This window comes from Rhizobium sp. SEMIA 4085, from assembly GCF_013004495.1.
GTDB lineage: Bacteria > Pseudomonadota > Alphaproteobacteria > Rhizobiales > Rhizobiaceae > Rhizobium > Rhizobium gallicum.
The window spans coordinates 1-20,703 of the sequence record NZ_JABEPH010000066.1 but is presented as its reverse complement, the minus strand read 5'-3'; the positions used below and the strand labels follow the sequence as shown (position 1 = coordinate 20,703).

Sequence of the window (20,703 nt, the reverse complement as noted above, 5' to 3'; positions counted from 1 at the left end):
AAGATCGGTGGCGACTGGATAAGACCCCGGGAAATGGCGACGGTCTCACGCTAGACCGCCGGCAGAGCATGGGGAAACCGATTGGCAAAGCTTTCGGGCAGTCCTACCTGCCGCAGCGCCTTTTGGACGGCAGACCAGCCATCACCGTGTCCCATCGAGCGGAGAGGCTCGGCCAGGGCCGTTCCGATGCGATGACGCGGATGAAGCGAACCATAGGGATCCTGAAACACCATTTGCGCGCACTTCAGCTCATTTCGCGACCGGATCTTTCCGATTGCCTTGCCGTCGAGTTCTATAGAACCCGTCCATCCTTGCTCGATACCGGCTAGAGACCGCAGGACCGTTGATTTGCCGCAGCCGGATTCTCCGACGATGCCCAGCGTTTGGCCCCTGCCGACCTCAAAGCCTACCCCTTTTACGACGTGGTTACGCGTTTTGCCCGCACCATAGACAACATCGAGATTGCTGATCCTGATCATTGCGCCGCCTCTGCTTCCAATGCCTTCCTGTCCAGTACTTTCAATCTGCGGACCGGATGACGGGGGTCGGGAAGCGCCGCAATCAGGCCACGCGTATAGGGATGCCGGGCGTCATCGAGGCTCGTGAGCGTCTCAACGACACGACCTGCATACATGACCAGGATCCGCTCGCAGAAAGCTGCGACCATGCGGATATCGTGGCTGATGAGGATGAGGCCGGAATCATTTTCCCGCACCAGTTCGTCGAGCAGAACGAGGACGTCCTTCCTGACACTGACATCGAGTGCCGACGTGGGCTCGTCGGCAATGACCAGCTTCGGCTTGGCAAGCAGCATCATCGCAATCATCACGCGCTGACCCATGCCGCCGGATATCTGATGCGGGTAAAGTGCCATGACGCGGTCTGCATCACTGATCCTGACGCGATGGAGCATGCTTCTTGCACTCTCCATCGCTTGAGCGCGACCAAGGCCAAGATGAATCCTTGCCGCCTCCGCCACCTGTCTGCCGATGGTCAGCACCGGATTAAGCGAATAGCGTGGATCTTGCATGATAAGCGCCATCTCCTTGCCGCGCAGTGCACCCATCTGCCGTTCGGTCTTTTCAAGCAGCGGACTGCCGGCAAGATCGAAACGCTCCGCCGAGATCTCGGCGCTCGGCGAAAGAAGGCGCATGATCGCCCGTCCAGTTGTCGATTTTCCGGAACCGGATTCGCCCACAATCCCTAGCCTTTCCCGCCCCAGGTCGAAGCTGACTTCGCTGACGGCCGGTATTGAACTGCGCCCAAAGCGCACGTTCAAATTCCGGACGGAAAGGATGGTTGAGGTTTCACGATCTTGCATGGCGCGGATCCAGGATATCGCGCAGCGTATCGCCGGCGATGTTGAAGGCGAGGCTCGTGAGCAAGATGGCAATGCCCGGCATGACGGCAACCCACCAGTAATCGAGCATGAACTTGCGTCCGCTTGATATCATCGCGCCCCATTCGGGCGCCGGCGGCTGCGCGCCAAGCCCGAGGAAGCCGAGCGATGCCGCCGTCAGGATGATGCCGGCCATATTGAGCGTCAGGCGCACGATCACCGAGGGGACGCACATGGGTGCGATGTAGAGAAGCAGTATTCTCAAGGAAGACGCTCCGTAAAGGCGGGCTGCGGCGACGTAATCGGCGTTGCGGACGACCAAGGCCTCGGCTCGGGCCAGCCGGGCAATCGGCGGCCAGGCCGTTAAGGAGATCGCGATGATCGCCGTGTTCAATCCCGCTCCAAGCGCGGCGGCAAACGCAAGGGCAAGGATCAGCGAGGGAAAGGACAGGACGATATCGGTTGCACGCATCAAGATTGCATCTGTCCGGCCGCCGAAAAAGCCGGATACGATGCCGATGAGCAAACCCACAGGGCCGACGATTATGGATATCGAGAGAACCGTCTGAATGGTGATCCTTGTCCCATAGACGAGGCGACTGAAGATATCGCGTCCAAACTCATCGGTCCCTGCAAGATGTGCAAGGCTGGGCGGCTGCAGTGCATCACTCAGCATTTGGACATTTGGATCATAAGGCGCAAGCGCCGGCGCAATGATTGCAACGATGCAAAGCACGGCGAGAATGAGGAAGCCGGAAAGACCGAGCGGCTCGTCGGCAAGCTGGCGTCCGGCGCGAGCGAGCGAGGCGGCGATGCGGGCCGGGATTGGCGGCCGCCTGATCTCGCTTTGAGAGTGGAGCGCGTCGGTCATTGGGTGGCCTCCCGGGTGCGCGGATCAAGAAGTGCATAGGCAATGTCTGCTACAAAATTGAGGAACATGAAGATGAAGCCAACGATGATTGTAGCGGCCAGGATGGCGTTCATATCGCCGATCATCAACGCATTCGTCATGTATTGACCGATCCCCGGCCATGAGAAGACGATCTCGGTCACGACGGCGCCTTCAAGAAGATTTCCATAGGAAATCGCAAGGACGGTGATCAACTGCACGGCAATGTTCGGCAGAACATGACCGATCACCGTATTCGCCGGTCCGACCCCTTTGGCTCGCGCTGCAATGACATAGTCCTGATTGAGCTGCTCAAGTGTAAAGCTGCGAGTCATGCGGGTGATGTATGCCATCGCCGCGTAAGCAAGGATGATGGCTGGCAGAATGATATGCGAGAGCGCATTCCAGAAAATTTCGGGCTCGCCTTCAAGCAGGCTGTCCACCAGCATCAGACCGGTCCTTGGGGTTACGATACCCTCGTAATAGACATCGACCCTGCCCGGACCGCCGACCCAGTTAAGCCCGGCATAGAAAATCACAAGCCCAACGATACCGAACCAGAAGACCGGTATCGAATGACCGACGAGGGCCACGACCCGCGCCGTCTTGTCGATCCAGCTGTCGCGGAAAAGTGCTGCCGCAAGTCCGAGCGGCACACCTATGAATGTCGATATGATGACCGCCAGGGTGGCAAGCTCAAACGTTGCCGGAAATGCCTGCGCCAGATCCTTCGAAACGGGATTGCCCGTCAGGATTGCCGTTCCGAAATCACCCTGCAGCAAGCCCGTCAGATAAATGAAGAACTGCTGATAAAGGGGCAAATCAAGCCCAAGGCGCGCGCGCATCGCCGCGTAGGCGGCAGGGTCGGCAAGCTCGCCGACCACTGCGCCGACGGGATCGGCGGGCATGACGCGGCCGATCACGAAGGTGACGCAAAGCAGTATGAACAGACTGACGATGAGTTGAAGGACGCGCCTTCCAAGCTCACTCGTGGACAATTCCTTCATGATCGGCTGCCTGCGTCGGTTATTCGGTTTCTGCCTTGGTCACGGCTTCGAGTCGGGTCGTCATGTTCGGGTGGCCGACATAGTCTTTAACGCGCGCATTAAGAACGATCGGCTCATAACGCTCGAAGAGCGGCAGCACCGCCGGTTTGAGGTCGACGAACATCTTTTGCATTTCGACATAAAGCTCGCCGCGTTTCTTGGCATCCGGCTCCAGCGAAGCCTTTGCGGTCAGCTTCGTCAGTTCCGGGATATCCCAGGCCGAGCGCCAGACGAAGTTGCCGGCGTTGTTTGCCTCCTTCGAATTGTCCGGATTGCTGGAGAACTGCTCCATCGAGCCAAGGACGTTCGGCATGTAGGCGCCTGTCTGCGGGATCAAGAGGTCGAAATCGCGGGCACGGTGGGCCGCGATGATCTCCGATCCATTACCCTGCTGGATATTGACCTTGATGCCGATCTGCGCAAGCGAGGCCTGGATAGCTGTTGCAAGATCGATACGCGGCGTCTGCGCGATCGTCTTCAAGGATAGCGAAAAGCCATCCTTGAACCCGGCCTCCGCCAGCAGCGACTTGGCCTTTTCAACATCGAGATGCCAGTCGGGGCTCGAAATGGCATATTCGTAATTCTCCGGCACCGGCACCGTCCGCACCCTGCCGTAAGGCCCCATGATGGTCTTTTCGATGCCGGCATAATCGATGCCGTAGGCAATCGCCTCGCGGACCTTTGGATGAGATAGATATTGGTTTCCGGCATTCATGGACAGCACATAGAACCCCCCGGTCGGCACGCGCTGAATTTGGAATCCCTGCTTATCTTGAAACGTCGCAAGGTCAGATGCGCTCAATGCGCTTGCAATGTCGATGTCGCCGCGCTCCAGCATCAGGCGCTCGACCTGGCTTTCGGGAACATGCCGGATAACGACGCGCCGCATCTTCGGTTCGCCTCCGACATAATCCTTGTTGACGTCCAGGATGACGATTTCGTTGGGTGTCCAGCGATTGAGCGTGAAGGGCCCCGAACCGGCAGAGTTCGTGCGCAGCCACGCGTTTCCATAGTCGTTATCCTTGACGTGCTTTTCAACCTCGACGCTGTCCACAACGCTGGTGGTCACCATGGCGAGACGATAGAGAAGCAATTCCGGGGTAACCTCGCCCGAAAGATCAATGCGCACTGTCCGCTCATCGGGTGCCGTCACCAGCTTTTCAACATTGTCGGCATTGTAGCCGACCCGCTTCAGGTTGGCCGCAGCCGCCTGGTTCATCTTGAGGAGACGCGTCAGCGAAAAAACAACATCCTTGGATGTCACCGGATTACCGGAGGCAAACGCCGCCTCCCTGAGCTTGAACGTGATCCCTTTGTCATCGATCGCCCAGCTCTCTGCCAGTTGCGGCGCGATCTTCCCCCCCGGCGTCGCCAGGACCAGACGGTCATAGAGATTGCACATGATTTCATTGGCCTTGCCTTCCGTCGCCTGCTGCGGATCAAGCGACAACACCTGGGCAAGCGACGTGCCGATGACGAGTTGGTCCTTCGGCGTTTCGGCTACGGCGGCAGAAGCAGTCAGCGCCAGCAAGCTGATGGCGGCTCCAACGAATAGCCCCTTACGAAAATGCTTCATTTCAATTCCTCCCTGGTCTACTATAGAAGACATATTATGTCATCGGTATGTCGTATTATGATTTACAGAACTTCCCGCGGGTTGGCAAGAGCCGCCCATGGGCATTTGCGACAGGCGCTGCGAGGGTTGGGATTTGAGAATGCGACGGAGCCGAGAAAGACTTGCACAGCAGTTGATCGATCAGATGCGGGCCCAGATCGAATCAGGAAAGCTCAAAGAGGGCGACCAGTTGCCCACCGAGCCGCAACTGGAGGCGACTTTCGGCGTAAGCCGGACCGTTGTTCGCGAAGCCATCGCGGATCTTCGCTCAGCCGGCTATGTCCGGCCGATCCAGGGAAAGGGAGTGTTCGTCAGCAATCCATCCGCACAAAAGGCGTTTTCGTTGACGCCGGTAGAAATCAAGAGCATCCCGGAAACTCTTGAATTGCTTGAATTTCGCATGGCCGCAGAGGGAGAAGCGGCAGCCATTGCGGCCTATCGAAGAACAGCTGAACAAGAGGCTGCGATCCGCGCAGCCAACCGCAAGATGGCGCAGATGATCGAAGATGGCGCCCCCACGGTCGAAGCAGATTACGAGTTTCACATGGCGATCGCAGCGGCGACGAATAACCGATTCTATGTCGACGTTTTGCGGCATTTCGGGCCTCGCGCCATCCCCAGAGGGCAGTTCCCGACGCTGCCCGAAGCCCATGATCGCGCCTACCTCGACAAGGTCCACGCAGAACACATCGAGATCCTGGAGGCCATTGCGGATCAGGAGCCCGAGCGTGCCCGGCAGGCCATGCGCGCGCATTTGCTTGCCAGCCAGCGGCGCTACCGGATGCTGGCCGAACAGCAATAAGATACTCGACACCTCTCAAAATTCATATTATGTCATATGACATTATTGAATTAGAGAGGATTTCAAACATGTATGTTGGAACCCAGGTCGCGGTTCGGGACGACGACGATTTTCGTGTTTTCGCGCAGCTCGGGCTGAAGCATATCTGCGCCGACCCACCCGGATCGCCTGCGAGCTGGACCCTTGATGATTTGGAACGCCACCGCGACAAGGTCGAGAGCTTCGGCTTGGTTCTCGATATGGTCCAGCTGCCCCTTCCCTCGCGGCCAATCGAGAACGCCTCTTATCCAGATATTCTTCTTGCCGGTCCCAAGCGTGATCGTCAGATCGATGCCGTTTGCAAACTGATCGAGGATATTGGCGCCGCAGGCATTCCAGCGGCGAAGTACAACCTCAATCTGATCGGAATTCCCCGCACGCCAATGGAACTGGGCCGCGGCGGCTCGATGAACGAGGCCTTTCGCTGGGAAAAAGCCGATCAGGCGGCGGCGCCGGGCCTTGCCGGGGAGCTTTCCGAGGACGAAAACTGGGAAAGAATCGATTATTTCCTCAAACGCGTCGTGCCGGTTGCCGAAACCAATCGCGTGCGGCTCGCCTGCCATCCGCATGATCCCTACACGCCCCCCGGCTATCGCGGCGTCACCCGCGTCCTTGGGACGGTCGACGGCCTGAAGAAATTCGTGACCATGCACGAAAGCCCCTATCACGGACTGAATTTCTGCCAGGGGTCGATCGGCGAGATGCTTGAGAACCCGCGTGAAGAAATCGATGACATCATCCGCTGGTTCGGAACGCGCGGAAAAATCTTCAATGTCCACTTCCGCAATATCAGAGGCGGAAAACTGTCCTTCATGGAAACCTTTCCCGACGAGGGCGACATGGACATGGTCCGCTCTGCACGGGTCTACAAAGAGGTCGGCTACAAATACATGCTGATGCCCGACCACGTCCCGACGATCAGCGGCAGGGATCCTTCCGGCGTCGCCTTTGCCTTTTGCTACGGCTACATCGCAGCGCTCATCGAAGCGCTTGAGACAGCGTCCGTTTAAGCCGATTCCGCATCCCTTCATCAATGAACATCAAACAGGAATGAACAATGGATCCAATTGAACTCAAGCGAGCGGTGGGCAGCGGACTCCTCTCCTTCCCGGTCACACATTTCCAGCAAGATCTCAAATTCGACGAGGATGCTTACCGCAAACACATCGAATGGCTGGCCGGCTATGACGCAGCCGCATTGTTCGCCGCGGGCGGTACAGGCGAATTCTTTTCCCTCAACCCGCAGGAAATTCCTTCCGTCGTGGCGGCGGCAAAAGGATCGGCAGGGAAAACACCGATCATCTCTGGCGCCGGATACGGCACCTCGCTTGCAATCGACATCGCCAAATCAGCCGAAAAAGCCGGCGCAGACGGTCTATTGCTTTTGCCGCCCTATCTGATGTTCAGCGAACAAGCCGGCCTCATCAACCATGTAAGGGCCGTCTGCAAATCGGTCGGCATCGGTGTCATCGTCTATAACCGTGATAATGCGGTCTTGACCGCCGACAGCATTGCAAGGCTTTGCGATGAGTGCCCGAACCTCGTCGGCTTTAAAGACGGCGTTGGTGATGTCGACAAGGTGATCGAGATCACAACCAAGCTTCAGGACCGTCTGGTCTATGTCGGCGGCATGCCGACACATGAGGTGTATGCGCAGGCCTATTTTGCGGCCGGCGTCACCACTTACTCCTCGGCCGTGTTCAATTTCGTACCGGCGCTCGCCCAGCGTTTCTATCAGGCACTCCGCTCAGGCAATCAGCCTGTTGTCGACGAGATCTTGAAGAATTTCTTCTTTCCCTTTGTGGCGCTGCGCAATCGCAAGAAAGGTTACGCGGTCTCGATTATCAAGGCCGGCCTGCGGGTGCTTGACCGGGATCCCGGCCCCGTCCGCCCGCCGCTTATTGATCTCAGTCCGGAAGAGACGGCGCTGCTTGAGCGCATCGTTCGGGCAAACGACATCGAGAAAATCGCAGCGGAATGAAGAGGCAGCAGGGCTATACGGTGCCCTCCCAGCCGTCCTGAACCACCTCTTCAAGAACGGCCGCGCGGCATAATTGGACCCGCGCGGCCGTCTGCTGACCAGACTTTTAGCCCAACGGCAGGATCAGCACATCGCGCGGGGAAATTTCGATCCGGCCGCCATCATGGCTCCAGCCGATGGGCCATCGCTCTTTCGCCAGTAAAACGCTCCCATTCCCCGGCAAGCTCGACCCCTGTCGCCTGCGCGTTGCGCGGATTGACGAACCAGAGAATGCTGCCTTTTTCGCCTTTGTAGAGGCGGAAAGCCGCGCCCTCTTCAGAGCGCGGCGACGTCTCGATCAGTGACAGCTCAGTCTTTATTCGGCAGCCTGCAGTGCCGGCACGGTCACGTCACCATTCTCCGGCAGCTCACCGGCCATTGCCGCAGCAAACTTTGTCTGGTCCAATTCGTTCTCCCACCGCGCGACGACAACGGTGGCGACTGCGTTTCCGACGAAGTTCGTCAACGCGCGGCATTCCGACATGAAGCGGTCGATGCCGAGGATGAGCGCCATGCCGGCGACGGGAACCGACGGAACGACCGAGAGCGTGGCAGCGAGTGTGATGAAGCCGGCACCGGTGATGCCTGCAGCACCCTTCGAGCTCAGCATGGCGACCAGCAAGAGCAGGATCTGATCGGCGAAAGACAGCGGCGTGTCTGTCGCCTGGGCGATGAATAGCGCTGCCAGCGTCATATAGATGTTGGTTCCGTCGAGATTGAAGGAATAGCCGGTCGGGATCACCAGCCCGACGACGGAGCGCTTGCAGCCGGCTTGTTCCATCTTCGCCATGAGGCCCGGAAGGGCTGCTTCCGACGACGACGTTCCCAGAACAAGCAGCAGTTCTTCCTTGATGTAGCGGATCAGCGCCAGGATCGAGAAGCCGTTGTAGCGGGCAACCCCGCCAAGCACGACAAGCACGAAAAGCAGCGATGTCAGATAGAAGGTGCCGATAAGCATGGCAAGATTGGCGATCGAACCGATGCCATATTTGCCGATCGTAAAGGCCATCGCACCGAAGGCTCCGATGGGGGCCGCCTTCATCAGGATCGCCACGAGGCGGAAGATCGGCGTCGTCAAAGCCTGCAGGAAATCCACGACCGGCCGGCCGCGGTCGCCGACCATGGCGAGCGCAATACCGAACAGCACCGAGAAGAACAGCACCTGCAGGATGTCGCCGTCGGCGAAAGCACCGACGATGGTCGTCGGGATGATGTTCATCAAGAAGCCGGTAATGGTCGAGTCATGGGCTTTTTCGGCATAGGTCGCAACCGCCTTGGCGTCGAGCGTGGCCGGATCGATATGCATGCCCGCACCCGGCTGGATGACGTTGGAAACGACAAGACCGACGGCAAGTGCGAGCGTCGAAAAGACGAGGAAGTAGATCATCGCCTTGGCGGCGACGCGCCCGACCTTGTGCAGATCGGACATGCCGGCGATACCGGTTGCCACCGTCAGGAAAATGACCGGTGCGATGATCATCTTGACGAGCTTGATAAAGGCATCGCCAAGCGGTTTCAGTGCCGTGCCGACCTCGGGGTAGAAGTGCCCGAGCAGCATGCCTGCACAGATGGCGAAAACGACCTGCACATAGAGATGCCGGTAGAATGGAACTTTGCCGCGCGCCGGCGCGGCTTGAATTGCTACACCCATAGTGTCCTCCATAAAGCCCCAAACCGACAATGGCCTCCCGGGGCGGATGATGCGGATTCTGGTAATTCAACAGCCACCCGGCTGTTTGCAGACACTTTGCAACAGGCGTGCCAGTTTGCTTTTGCGTCTCTAAGACGCTGTTTTCTCGCATCTTCTTGAAAAGTCACGCGCGAAAGCAAGCTCGCTTGGGCGTCTTTTCGCACAAAGTGATTTGACCCTTGTGCGAGATTGCGCACATTCTCCGTCATGCTTCAGCGATCAACCACAGACAACGTTCGAACGCCCCCGGACGTCATTTGGCAGGCGCGCCGTGCCTGGATCCTGTTCTTAGCTGCCTCCGCGATTCTGATTGCGGCAGCGCTCGTAGGCGCCGAACTTTACGGGCGCCGGTCGGCGATCGAAGGGCTGGAAACCCAGGCCCGCACCGACGCCAATCTCAAGGTCGCTTTGCTGACGGCCGTTTTGGAGCCCCCTCGCGCCCTACCGCTTCTTCTTTCGGAGGATCAACAGGTTCTCGACGCCCTTTCGTCTGCAAAGAGCGACACGACCGATCTCTTGAACCGCAAGCTGGAGCGGCTCGTCACCGGCACGCAAGCCGCCGTTCTTTATGTCATCGGTCCGGACGGGATAGCCGTCTCCTCAAGCAACTGGCGCGAGCCGATCAGTTTCGTCGGAAACGACTACGCGTTCCGTGACTATTTCCGTCGCGCAATGGAGCAAGGCACGGCTGAACACTTCGCGCTTGGCAGCGTCAGCAAACGTCCCGGCCTTTACATCTCGCGCAGGGTCGGCAGCGCGGCTGCTCCGCTCGGCGTCGTGGTCGTCAAAATGGAATTCAACCGCCTCGAAAACGACTGGCGTGACGCAAGCAGGCCCGTTTACGTGACGGACAACCATGGGGTCGTTCTGATCACGAGCATTCCTTCCTGGCGTTTCATGACCACCGGGCCGGTCCCGCGGCAGGATCTTGCATCCATTCGAAGCAGTCTGCAGTTCGGAGATGCGCCGCTGGCAGAGCTTCCCATCATGCATCCCTCAACCATCAGCCCGGACGCATCCATTGTTTCTGCCGTCCTGCCCGGCGGCGGAGAGGCCCAGTATCTACGCTTCTTTGCGGCCGTTCCGACAACGCCATGGCGGCTGGAATATTTAGTTCCAACCGAAATGCCGGTCGCGTCGGCCGTACGGGAGCTGCGGCTCCTCGCACTGGCGTTTTTGCTGCCCATTTTCGCAATCGCGGCCTTTTTGCTGAGACGGCGGCAGGTCTCCGTGATGAGGATCGCCAGCGAACGGGCCATGCGCGAGGAACTGGAGCGCCGGGTCGTTGCCAGGACAGATGAATTGAGTCGCGCTCGCGATCGCTTGCAGGCGGAAATTTCCGATCATCGCGATACGGAGGCGAAGCTGCAAATCGTGCAACAGGAACTCGTGCAGGCGAACCGGCTCGCCATCCTTGGGCAGGTTGCAGCCGGCGTCGCCCATGAGATCAATCAGCCGGTTGCCACGATCCGCGCTTACGCAGATAACGCCCGCGTCTTCCTCCAGCGCAAAGAGCCAAATCCGGCCGAGGAGAACTTAGGCGCCATTGCTCAGCTCACTGAAAGAATCGGCACGATAACCGAGGAATTGAAAGCCTTTGCGCGCAAGGGGAGGACGGCTGCCGAACCCGTTGAGCTTAGCAGCATCATCGAGGGCGCCGTCGTCTTGCTGAAGAGCCGGTTTGCCGGGCAGTTGAACGCACTCGACATCCAAATGCCGCCACCGGGTCTCTTCGTCATGGGCAATCGAATCCGGCTGGAGCAAATCCTGATCAATCTCTTCCAGAACGCCCTTGAAGCGCTCGAAGGCCGCGACGACGCGAAGGTGGAGATATCTGTTGCGGAAACGCCTGAGCAGGTCGCCATCGCCGTTTCGGATAATGGACCCGGCATTCCACCAGCAATTCTCGACACTCTTTTTACACCGTTCCATACATCCAAGGAAAAAGGTTTGGGCCTCGGGCTTGTCATTTCAAAGGACATTGTTGCCGATTACGGCGGCCGGATCGATGTCACAAGCAGCGCCAAAGGCACATGTTTTACAGTCCACCTTATGAGGGCAAAGGCATGAGGGATGCGTTATCGATCTTTCTCATCGACGATGACAAGGACCTTCTTCGGGCGACCAAGCAAACCTTGGAGCTTGCTGGCTTTAAAGTTTCAGCCTTTTCGGTGGCAAGCGAAGCGCTCGGTGCCCTTAACGCCGATTTTGCAGGCGCGGTCGTTTCCGATATCCGCATGCCACAGATTGACGGCCTGCAGCTTTTCGATCGCGTGCGGAAGGAAGATGAGGACCTGCCGGTCATCCTGGTCACCGGCCACGGCGATATTCCAATGGCGGTGAAGGCCATTCAGGACGGCGCCTACGACTTCATCACCAAACCGTTTGCAACCGAAAGGCTTGTGCAAGCAGTCAAGCGGGCGCTGGAAAAACGCGGCCTCGTTCTGGAGAATAGGGCGCTCCGCCGGGCCGCCGACCAAGCTCGGGACGACCTGCCGCTAATCGGCCAGACACCGACCATGGAGCGGCTGCGCCGCACCTTGCGCCAGATCGCCGATACCGAGGTCGACGTGCTCGTCACAGGCGAGACCGGCAGCGGCAAGGAGGTGGTCGCCAGCTTGCTGCATCGATGGAGCCGCAGAGCGTCGGGCAATTTCGTTGCGCTCAACTGCGGGGCGCTGCCCGAGACGGTCATAGAGAGCGAGCTCTTCGGCCATGAGCCCGGCGCCTTTACCGGAGCGCAAAAGAAGCGCGTCGGGCGCATCGAGCATGCAAGCGGCGGCACGCTTTTTCTCGACGAGATCGAGAGCATGCCTCCATCGACCCAGGTGCACATGCTGCGCGTTCTCGAGATGCGGGAAGTGACGCCGCTCGGCACCAATGAGGTCAGGCCCGTCGACCTGCGCGTCGTCGCCGCCGCAAAGGTGGATCTGGGAGACCCGGAACAGCGTGGGGATTTTCGTGAGGATCTCTATTATCGGCTCAATGTGGTCACGATCTCGATCCCGCCGCTGAGAGAACGCCGAGACGACATCCCCCTCCTCTTCGGCCATTTTGCCGAACGCGCAGCGTCCCGGTTCAAACGCGAAGTTCCGGCCATCTCGTCAGCCGTTCAACGTCATTTGCAGGGTCACGCCTGGCCAGGCAACGTGCGCGAGCTGTCGCACTTTGCCGAACGCTTCGTCCTCGGCGTTGAGCAGCTACCGGCAAGTGCGCCGCCGTCGGCACCTGAGACAGGCGAAGTGCTTCCGCTCCCCGAGCGACTGGACCGCTATGAGGCCAGCATCATCCGTGAGGCGCTCGATGCCAATGGCGGCGACGTCCGCCGCACGATTGCGGAGCTCGGCATACCGCGCAAGACTTTCTACGACAAGCTCCAGCGCCACGGCATCGTCCGCAGTCAATTCGCAGCATCCAAATCCGGACAGATTTAAACGGAGGTAGCAAGTTCCACCGGAGCGGCTGCGTCCGGCCCGTTCAGGCAATAGCGGTGCCTCAACACCGGCCGGCCAGAGGTTGCCGCGCAACGCTTCCGCAAGCTCTTTGTGTTTGGAATATTGAAAACGCAATATGGCTGCATCGCGTTTTGCCTGATGCGCAATGCCTCCAAATAGCTCTAGAACCCCGTTAAGCGCCTGGCCGTGTTTCCACAAGGGCCGCATGAACACAGACAGCCTTCATCCGCGCCGCAAGCTTGCGGCATATCCACTGCCGGTTTAAACGGCCGCGCCACGGAAAGGCGAAGCAGAAGACCCGCCATCAATCTCGGTTTAGACATCGATGGCTCAAAAATGCAATGCTTCTGAATCGCCAAGAATCCCTGACAGAGCAGGTCATCCCAGGCCGCTTTACAATCATGGTTGGCAGGGCTAGCATCGCCTGCATGACGCAGGGGAGAGGAGCCCGTCTGACGTCATCTGGATAGCGTATCGACATGCCTTGCCGGACCGGCACCCGACTGCAGAAATAATCCGCAGCGGAACGTCGATGATGCCGACACCCATTCGATGCCATCCAAGCACGGCAACAATGGGAGGATTCGATGTACAAGACATTGGTCGGCGGCATCATGGCCGCGGCTGCATTCACGCTTTCCCACTCCACGACCCTTGCCGAGCCGGAAATCGTCAGCGGGCCTGCGGCCGAAGCTGACTGCTTCGTGCCGTGGGCGGCAGAAACCAAGTTCTTCAAGTTTCCAAAGAAGGACGGCCCCTACCGCATAGCGCTCGCCAACGGCTATATCGCCAATACCTGGCGCATCCAGATGATCCAGACGGCGAAAGCCTATGCCGCGCAGCCGGATGTCGCCTCAAAACTCAAGGAGTTCAAGGTCGTTTCGACCGGCGAGGACGTGCCCGCGCAGATTTCGGCAATCAACAACTTCATCGATTCAGGCTATGACGCCATCGTCGTGAACGCGCAGAACCCGACGGCATTCGGACCGGTCATCAAGCGCGCCAAGCAGGCCGGCGTGATCCTGGTCGCCTTCGACAACATCCTAGACACCGAAGACGCAATCAACGTCAACGTCGATCAGAAGGGCCTCGGCGTATTGTGGGCAAACTGGCTGGCGAAGCACCTGCCTGACGGCGGCAAGGTTCTCGAAGTGCGCGGCGTTGCCGGCACCTCGGTCGATACCGACCGTCACAACGGTATTCACGAAACCTTTGCTGCGACCGGCAAGAAATGGGATGTCGTCGAAGTGCTCGGAAAGTGGGACGATCCGACGGCACAAAAGGCGACCGCTGACGCAATTGCCGTGCACAAGAAATTTGACGGCATCACCGCTCAGGGCGGCGATACCGGCGTCGTACAGGCGATGATCGATGCCGGACATCCGTTTGTGCCTTTCGGGGGAGAGACCGAAAACGGCTTTCGCAAGTTCTGCGCCAAGCATGCCGCTGAGGGTCTGAAATGCTCGTCGGCCGGTACGGGACCCGCACAGGTGGCGGTTGCCATCAAGACGGCGATTGCTGCGCTTGAAGGACAGGTCGTGCCGCAATCCATCAAGCTGCCGCTGGCAATCGTTGAAGATCCCAATTTCAAGGAAGGCCAGGACTTTTATCCCGATCAATCCGACAACTTCTTCGTCGGCAATGCCTTCCCGACCTGCGGCATCAACTTCACTGCGCAGGAGATCATGGGGCAGTCGAAGGAAAACCAGTAGACCGGGTCCAAGCCGCTCGCTTGAACGGCGCGCCGCGGGCACCTGCGACGCGCCAGAAAAACCGGTTTCGAGGAACCTTATGATCACATCAGAAATACCGGCGGCAACGCCCCTCTTCCAGATGAGCGGTGTTTCGAAGCGTTACGGCGGCGTTCACGCACTGGAAAATGCCGAACTTGCCGTCAAACCCGGGCGGATTCACGCTATTCTCGGCGAGAATGGCGCCGGAAAATCGACCCTTATCAAGATCATGGCAGGTGTCGTCGCGCCCGATGAAGGCCAAATGTTGCTGAACGGACGCCCGGTCAGCTTCAGGTCCCCCGCCGAAGCCTCCGCTGCCGGGGTCACCTGTGTATTTCAGGAGCTTTCGCTCATTCCCGACCTGAGCGTTGCCGACAACATCTGCATCGCCGCACCGCCGCGCCATTTCGGCCTGGTCAACCGCAGGGCCCAGCGTGCGATCGCCGAGGAGATGCTGGCCCGGGCAGGCGCCGAAGACATTCATCCGCGGGCGCTGGTCAAGGATCTGTCATTGTCGCGCCGGCAACTGGTCGAGATTGCCAAGGCGCTCGCATGGAAGCCGCGCATACTTATTCTCGACGAAGGAACGTCGGCGCTGACGGCGGCTGATGTCGCCAAGGTTTTTTCCGTCCTGAGGCGATTACGATCAGAGGGCTTGGCGCTGCTTTACATTTCACACCGCATGCAAGAGATCGCCGAACTGGCCGATGAATGCACTGTTCTGCGCAATGGCCGCAATGTCATGAGCTTTGCGGCCGGAACGCGCAGCGGCAGCGAGATCGTCGAAATGATGATCGGCCGTGAATATTCCAGCGCCTTCCCGCCGAAGCCGGCGCGAGCGGCAACCGATATGGCTCTCCCCGCTCTTGAGTGCCGCAAGCTCTGCTGGGGGGACAGCCTGCGCGACATTTCTCTTACCGTCGGCAGAGGCGAGGTGGTCGGCCTTGGCGGTCTGGACGGGCAAGGACAACGCGAAATCCTGCTTGCCCTTTTCGGCGTACTTCGCGGCACCACCGGCTCCGTCCTTGTCAATGGCAAGCCCGTCGCACTCACCAGTCCGGCAGTTGCACGCTCACAGCATATTGGCATGGCTCTGATCCCGGAGGACCGCAAGACCGAAGGATTGATGCTGGAGATGACGGTTCGGGAAAATCTCTCCTTCGCGGTGCTGGACCGGGTATCCAAGGGTGGCGTCATAGACCGGAAAATGGAAGAACAGCTGATCGACGAGATGGTGCAGTTGCTGGCGATCAAGACGGCAGGCCTCGACATTCCGGTCGGCGCGCTTTCTGGCGGCAATCAGCAAAAGGTCGTCATTGCCAAGTGGCTGATGCGCCGGCCTCGGATCGTGCTGCTCAACGACCCCACACGCGGCATCGATGTCGGCACCAAACAGGAAATTTACCAGTTGCTGCGGCGGCTTGCCGAAGCAGGCGCGGCCATCCTTTTTTATTCGACGGATTACGATGAACTGATCGGCTGCTGCGATCGCGTTCTCGTGTTTTATAACGGCAGCATCGTACGCGAACTGAAGGACGACGGCATTACACAGCATGCTTTGGTCGCAAGCGCGCTCAATGTCGAGGGCGAGAAGGCGGAGAGCGCGGCATGAAGGAATGGCGTTACCGGTTAAACGAACGGCGCAGCACGCTGATGGCAGCCGGTATTTTCCTCGTCATGTTTGCCATCTATGTCTCCAACCATCCGGCCGGTTTAACGGCCAACGTCGTGCAGACCGCCGCCAACAAGGGTGTCCTGCTTGCCTTTGTCGCGATGGCGCAGACGCTGGTCGTGATCACGGCGGGCATCGACCTATCTGTCGGCATGATCTTCATCCTTACCAATGCGCTGGCCTCCTGGATCGTTCTTGGAACGGCGATCGAAACGGCCCTCGGCGTGATCGCCGTTCTTTCCACCCGGGTTTTTTGCGGGGCATTGAACTGCCCGGTCGTCCTTTATGGGGGATTGCCGCCGGGGTGTGCCACCCTCGCAACGGGGTCGGGGTTCTCTGCGGACTCCTTGCTCCCCCGGCCCCTTTCCGGCGGCTCGGTCAATGAGGAACTGGCAGATTTCATGACCGGGAAGATATTCGGCACTGTGCCCGCCAGCCTGGTTGCCCTGGCTGCCATCGTTCTCATCATTTGGGTGCCGTTCAGCCGGTCGATCATCGGACGGACGGCTTATGCATCCGGCTCGTCGGAGACCGCCGCCTATATGTCCGGACTACCGATCCGCCGCGCCAAGTTTACTGCCTATGCCCTGGCCGGCCTTCTTGCCTCGATCGGCGGTCTGTTTCTCACATTCTTCACTTTCACAGGCGAGGCAGCCCTTGCAAGCGGCAATGCCTACACGCTTTTCTCGATCGCCTCGGTCGTCCTTGGCGGCGTATCCCTTTTTGGCGGCAAGGGCAGCGCGATCGGTGCAATATTCGGAGCGCTCGCCTTCCGCACCATCGGCGACCTGCTTTTCGTTTTCGATTTCGATCCGCTGTGGCAGCCTCTGTTCCAGGGTGTGGTGCTGCTTGTCGCCGTCAGCCTCGGAGCCTTCGGATTGTTCCGCGTCCGCAATCGCCTGGAGTGGTTCGGATGAGCAACGTCACGCGAGAAGAGCCGGTGAGCTCTCTGCCTAAAATCGTGCGGCGGCTCGATCCGGCGATCGCGACGGCCTTCGGCTGCATCATTCTTTTGCTGATTATCGGCAGTTTTTATTCGACGAGTTTCCTGTCGCCCGAATATCTCCTGCAGCAGTTGAAAGTGGCATCCTTCCTTGGCGTCATTGCCACGGGAATGATGATCGTCATCTTGCTCGGCCAGATCGATCTTTCCGTTCCCTGGTCGGTCGCCGTTGGCGGAATGATGGCTTGTGCTGCGGCCGCATATGGCCCTGCTGGCGAGATGCTTGCTATTCCCTTCGGAATTGTCTGCGGCATGGCAATCGGCCTGGCCAACGGCATCGGCGTCGCTTATCTGCGCATTCCTTCGATGATCATCACGCTTGCGACCAACGCCGTCGCTCAGGGGTTGATGGTCCTTTATACTGGTGGTTTCTCGCCACAGGATTCGGCTACATCTGCCATGCGTTATCTGGCAACCGGCTTTCTTCTCCCCGGCATACCCAATGCCGTGCTCATCTGGGCCTTGATCGGTGCCGGCACGGTCTTTGCCCTCACGCGCACGACATTCGGCCGCTCCGTCTACGGCATCGGCAACCGCGAGAGCGCGGCCTACCTTTCCGGAATTAACACCCGCCGGATCGTCCTGATCGCCTTCATCGCCTCCGGCGCCCTTAGCGCCTTTGGCGGCGGCCTGCTTGCCGGCTATGCGTCGAAGGCGGCCCAATCGATGGGTGATGCTTATCTTTTGCCCTCGATCGCCGCCGTCGTCCTCGGCGGAACATCCATTCTCGGCGGCAGAGGCTCATACCTCGGCACAGTCGCCGGCGTGATCTTAATCACCCTCCTGCAATCGATCCTCTCGGTCATGCAGATGCCGGAGGCAGGACGGCAGATCATCTACGGCGTGGTCATCATCGCCATGCTGCTGCTTTACGGCCGCAGCCCTGCCAACCGGTGATCGGCGGCGCCCTAGCGGATTTATCCGGTGGCAACCTCTCAAAATCCCAAAACCAAGGCACCACCGGTCAATCCGGCGCCCGCAGCCGTTAGAAGCACCGCCTCGCCCGATGCAAACGGCCGTTTCTCCTTGGCAATCGACAGTGACAGGGCAATGGTCGCGGCAGATGAATTGCCGAAGTCGGCAATTGTGCTGACGGTTTTGGCGTCCGAAATACCCAGTTTCTCGCCCACGGCGGTGAAGATTCGCGTATTGGCCTGGTGCGGCACGAACCGGCTGATATTCGGCGTGATCATGGCCGCGCGCTCGAGCGCCCGCAGCGAAGAAGCCGTCATCATCTCGACAGCACGCGAAAACACCTCACGTCCGTCGCGCATCGTCATGAGAAAGTCCTCCGCCCTCATCCCCGGCGCAAACGGGCGGTTGCTGCCGCCGGCAGCGATCGAGATCAGGTCGTAACCGCTTCCATCGGACGTAAGATCGACGCCGAGGAGACCGGTGTTGGGCTCGACCGATGGTGAAAGCACGACCGCACCAGCTGCGTCGGCAAACAGTACCGAGCTCGCGCGTTCGGCCGGGTTGATCCGCCGGCTCAAGATGTTTGCGGCAACGACAAGTACCGGTCTTGCCTGGCTTCGAACAAAGCCGTCGGCAAGTGTCAGCGCATAAAGAAAGCCCGAGCAGGCGCCTGCAAGATCGATCGCTCCGGAATTTGCAAGACCGAGGCGATGGGCAAGCAGCGGCGCTGACGGCGGCAGCAAATGGTCAGGGGTCGAGGTTGCAAGCAGCGTCAAGGCGATTTCGGCCCGGTCGACGCCGGCATCGCTAAGGGCCATGGCCCCGGCACTGGCCGCAAGCCCGCTCAAAGTGTCGCCCTCTTGCGCCCAGTGCCTGGCACGAATGCCTGTACGGCGTTCGATCCAGCCGGGTTCCAGCCCAAGAGCCCTCTCAATCTCGCCGTTTTCGACCCGTCGCGCCGGCACACTGTGCCCGAAGCCCGCCAGTCGCGAAGCCCTCGCCGCCGTCATGCCGACACCCTGAAGTGAAAGGCGGCTTCTTCGATCGCTTCATAGGCGCGATCGAGCTCCTTGGCCGTGATGCAATAGGGCGGCATCAGGTAGACGACGTTGCCGAGCGGCCGGATGAGCAGGTGACGCTCGCGGAAGAAAGCGCGCAGCCTCGGCCCGACCTCTGCCAAGTATCCGCCCGCTTCGACATCGAGATCAAGAGCCGCGATCGTTCCGATCTGCCGAACATTGCGGAACCGCAGGTCGTTCGAGAAGCGGGTCAGATGTGCCCGATGCGCTTCCGAGAGAGCCTCAAGACGCGCCTGCACCGGCTCATCCCGCCAGACGGACAGATTGGCAACCGCTGCTGCGCAGGCGATCGGATTGGCTGTGTAGGAACTCGAATGAAAGAAGGTTCTGCGGCGGTCAGTGGAGAGGTGCGCGTCGAAGATTTCCGCCGTGCACAACGTTGCCGCCAGCGGTAAAGCACCTCCCGTCAGGCCTTTCGACGTACACAGGATATCCGGGGTGATCGCTGCCTGCTCACAGCCAAAAAGCGTTCCAGTGCGCCCCCAACCGGTCATCACTTCATCGGCAATGAGAAGCGTCCCGCAACGCTCGGCAACCTCCTTGAGGCTCGCAAGCAGCGACGGCGCATAGATCTTCATGCCGCCCGCCCCGAGGACGAGCGGCTCGATGAGAAGAGCTGCGACTTCGCCCGACCTGCAGTAGCTTTCGAAGGCATCAAGAGTTTCCTGCTCGCGGCCGGCCTCTGGGAAAGGCAGCCGGTCAACGGCAAAGAGCAGCGGTTCGTAGGCAGCGTTGAACACACCGCGCTCACCGGCCGACATCGTGCCGATTGTATCGCCGTGATAGGCATGTTCCATGACGACGATGCGATTGCGCCGCTCGCCTTTGTTGTGGAAAAAACCGAGCGCCATCTTCAGTGCGACCTCGACTGCGGTCGATCCGCTGTCGGAATAAAAGACGTGGGCCAGACCGCGCGGCGCAACGGCGATCAGCCCTTCAGCCAGCTCTTCGGCCGGCGCATGCGTATATTCGGCGAAGATGAGCTGGTCATAACGCCCAGCGGCGGCGCCAATTGCGCTCATGATGGCAGGGTGCCGATGGCCGTGGGTAATCACCCACCAGGATGAGATCGCGTCAAGAACATGATTGCCGTCCTCATCGATAAGGTAGGCGCCCGCCGTCTCAACGATCGGCTTCATGCGCGGTTCGAGCGCGTGCTGGGTGAAGGGATGCCATACGCGAGAATGCGTCATGTCAGGGCGGCCTTGATGTGTCCAATATCGATGTTTTCGGCGAAAGCCTCCTGCAGTGTCTGGGGCGTTGGACCAGACAACCACGGCAGGCGGCCAAGCGACCGGATGCCTCCGATCTCGGCGATGACCCGCTGCGTTTCGGCGTTCTCGTCACCGATGAAGGCAACACCGAGGATCGGCATCGCACGGTGCTTCAGCGCCTCTAGCGACAGC

Annotated in this window: 17 protein-coding genes and 1 pseudogene; 9 read left to right on the top strand and 9 right to left on the bottom strand. The window is 59.5% G+C overall.

Annotated features, from left to right (window positions below; all coding sequences use genetic code 11):
• Positions 1-53: 53 nt before the first annotated feature.
• The 5 genes and pseudogenes from C9413_RS09615 to C9413_RS09595 form a co-directional block, all read right to left on the bottom strand.
• Positions 54-479 (bottom strand): annotated as a pseudogene (locus C9413_RS09615) (ATP-binding cassette domain-containing protein); the annotation flags it as partial.
• Positions 476-1,321, bottom strand: a complete 846-nt coding sequence (locus tag C9413_RS09610) for an ABC transporter ATP-binding protein (RefSeq protein WP_040115693.1) — start codon at positions 1,319-1,321, stop codon at positions 476-478. The gene C9413_RS09610 and the pseudogene C9413_RS09615, both read right to left, overlap by 4 nt.
• Positions 1,308-2,210 carry an ABC transporter permease gene (locus C9413_RS09605; protein ID WP_040115694.1) on the bottom strand — a complete coding sequence of 301 codons (903 nt, stop codon included), beginning with the start codon at positions 2,208-2,210 and terminating at the stop codon, positions 1,308-1,310. The genes C9413_RS09610 and C9413_RS09605 overlap by 14 nt, the downstream gene beginning before the upstream one ends.
• Positions 2,207-3,235 carry an ABC transporter permease gene (locus C9413_RS09600; protein WP_040115695.1) on the bottom strand — a complete coding sequence of 343 codons (1,029 nt, stop codon included), beginning with the start codon at positions 3,233-3,235 and terminating at the stop codon, positions 2,207-2,209. The genes C9413_RS09605 and C9413_RS09600 overlap by 4 nt, the downstream gene beginning before the upstream one ends.
• A 19-nt stretch (positions 3,236-3,254) precedes the next feature.
• Positions 3,255-4,850 (bottom strand): ABC transporter substrate-binding protein, encoded by a 1,596-nt coding sequence (locus C9413_RS09595; RefSeq protein WP_040115696.1) that lies wholly within the window; start codon positions 4,848-4,850, stop codon positions 3,255-3,257.
• Positions 4,851-4,989: 139 nt separating this feature from the next.
• Here C9413_RS09595 and C9413_RS09590 point away from each other — a divergent pair, with 139 nt between their 5' ends.
• The 3 genes from C9413_RS09590 to kdgD all read left to right on the top strand — a co-directional run bounded on the left by C9413_RS09590 (position 4,990) and on the right by kdgD (position 7,711).
• Entirely contained in the window at positions 4,990-5,691 is a 702-nt protein-coding gene (locus C9413_RS09590; RefSeq protein WP_040116614.1) for a FadR/GntR family transcriptional regulator, read from the top strand.
• Between the two features lie 68 nt (positions 5,692-5,759).
• Positions 5,760-6,740: a mannonate dehydratase gene (locus C9413_RS09585; protein WP_040115697.1), complete on the top strand. Its 981-nt coding sequence runs from the start codon at positions 5,760-5,762 to the stop codon at positions 6,738-6,740.
• 47 nt (positions 6,741-6,787) lie between these two features.
• Positions 6,788-7,711, top strand: a complete 924-nt coding sequence (kdgD, locus tag C9413_RS09580) for a 5-dehydro-4-deoxyglucarate dehydratase (RefSeq protein ID WP_040115698.1) — start codon at positions 6,788-6,790, stop codon at positions 7,709-7,711.
• A 355-nt stretch (positions 7,712-8,066) separates the two neighbouring features.
• Here the strand turns inward: kdgD and C9413_RS09575 are convergent, their stop codons facing one another.
• Positions 8,067-9,401 (bottom strand): dicarboxylate/amino acid:cation symporter, encoded by a 1,335-nt coding sequence (locus C9413_RS09575; RefSeq protein ID WP_040115699.1) that lies wholly within the window; start codon positions 9,399-9,401, stop codon positions 8,067-8,069.
• Between the two features lie 246 nt (positions 9,402-9,647).
• Here C9413_RS09575 and C9413_RS09570 point away from each other — a divergent pair, with 246 nt between their 5' ends.
• The 6 genes from C9413_RS09570 (at position 9,648) to C9413_RS09545 (ending at position 18,200) form a co-directional block, all read left to right on the top strand.
• Positions 9,648-11,510: an ATP-binding protein gene (locus tag C9413_RS09570; protein ID WP_170250401.1), complete on the top strand. Its 1,863-nt coding sequence runs from the start codon at positions 9,648-9,650 to the stop codon at positions 11,508-11,510.
• Positions 11,507-12,874: a sigma-54 dependent transcriptional regulator gene (locus C9413_RS09565; RefSeq protein WP_040115701.1), complete on the top strand. Its 1,368-nt coding sequence runs from the start codon at positions 11,507-11,509 to the stop codon at positions 12,872-12,874. The genes C9413_RS09570 and C9413_RS09565 overlap by 4 nt, the downstream gene beginning before the upstream one ends.
• A gap of 608 nt (positions 12,875-13,482) precedes the next feature.
• The gene (locus C9413_RS09560) at positions 13,483-14,607 is read left to right on the top strand and encodes a sugar ABC transporter substrate-binding protein (RefSeq protein ID WP_040115702.1); all 1,125 of its coding nucleotides are present in this window, start codon (positions 13,483-13,485) and stop codon (positions 14,605-14,607) included.
• Positions 14,608-14,686: 79 nt separating this feature from the next.
• Positions 14,687-16,240 carry a sugar ABC transporter ATP-binding protein gene (locus tag C9413_RS09555; RefSeq protein WP_040115703.1) on the top strand — a complete coding sequence of 518 codons (1,554 nt, stop codon included), beginning with the start codon at positions 14,687-14,689 and terminating at the stop codon, positions 16,238-16,240.
• Entirely contained in the window at positions 16,237-17,217 is a 981-nt protein-coding gene (locus C9413_RS09550) for an ABC transporter permease (RefSeq protein WP_170250400.1), read from the top strand. The genes C9413_RS09555 and C9413_RS09550 overlap by 4 nt, the downstream gene beginning before the upstream one ends.
• Positions 17,214-18,200, top strand: coding sequence for an ABC transporter permease (locus tag C9413_RS09545; RefSeq protein ID WP_040115705.1), 987 nt, complete (start codon positions 17,214-17,216; stop codon positions 18,198-18,200). Before C9413_RS09550 ends, C9413_RS09545 begins: the two co-directional genes overlap by 4 nt.
• Before the next feature lie 38 nt (positions 18,201-18,238).
• Here C9413_RS09545 and C9413_RS09540 read toward each other — a convergent pair whose 3' ends face one another.
• The 3 genes from C9413_RS09540 to C9413_RS33200 all read right to left on the bottom strand — a co-directional run.
• Positions 18,239-19,228, bottom strand: coding sequence for a beta-ketoacyl-ACP synthase III (locus C9413_RS09540; RefSeq protein WP_040115706.1), 990 nt, complete (start codon positions 19,226-19,228; stop codon positions 18,239-18,241).
• Positions 19,225-20,490, bottom strand: coding sequence for an adenosylmethionine--8-amino-7-oxononanoate transaminase (locus tag C9413_RS09535; protein ID WP_040115707.1), 1,266 nt, complete (start codon positions 20,488-20,490; stop codon positions 19,225-19,227). The genes C9413_RS09540 and C9413_RS09535 overlap by 4 nt, the downstream gene beginning before the upstream one ends.
• Positions 20,487-20,703, bottom strand: a 217-nt coding sequence (locus tag C9413_RS33200) for an AAA family ATPase (RefSeq protein WP_348648767.1), incomplete at its 5' end; no start/stop codon positions are given. The genes C9413_RS09535 and C9413_RS33200, both read right to left, overlap by 4 nt.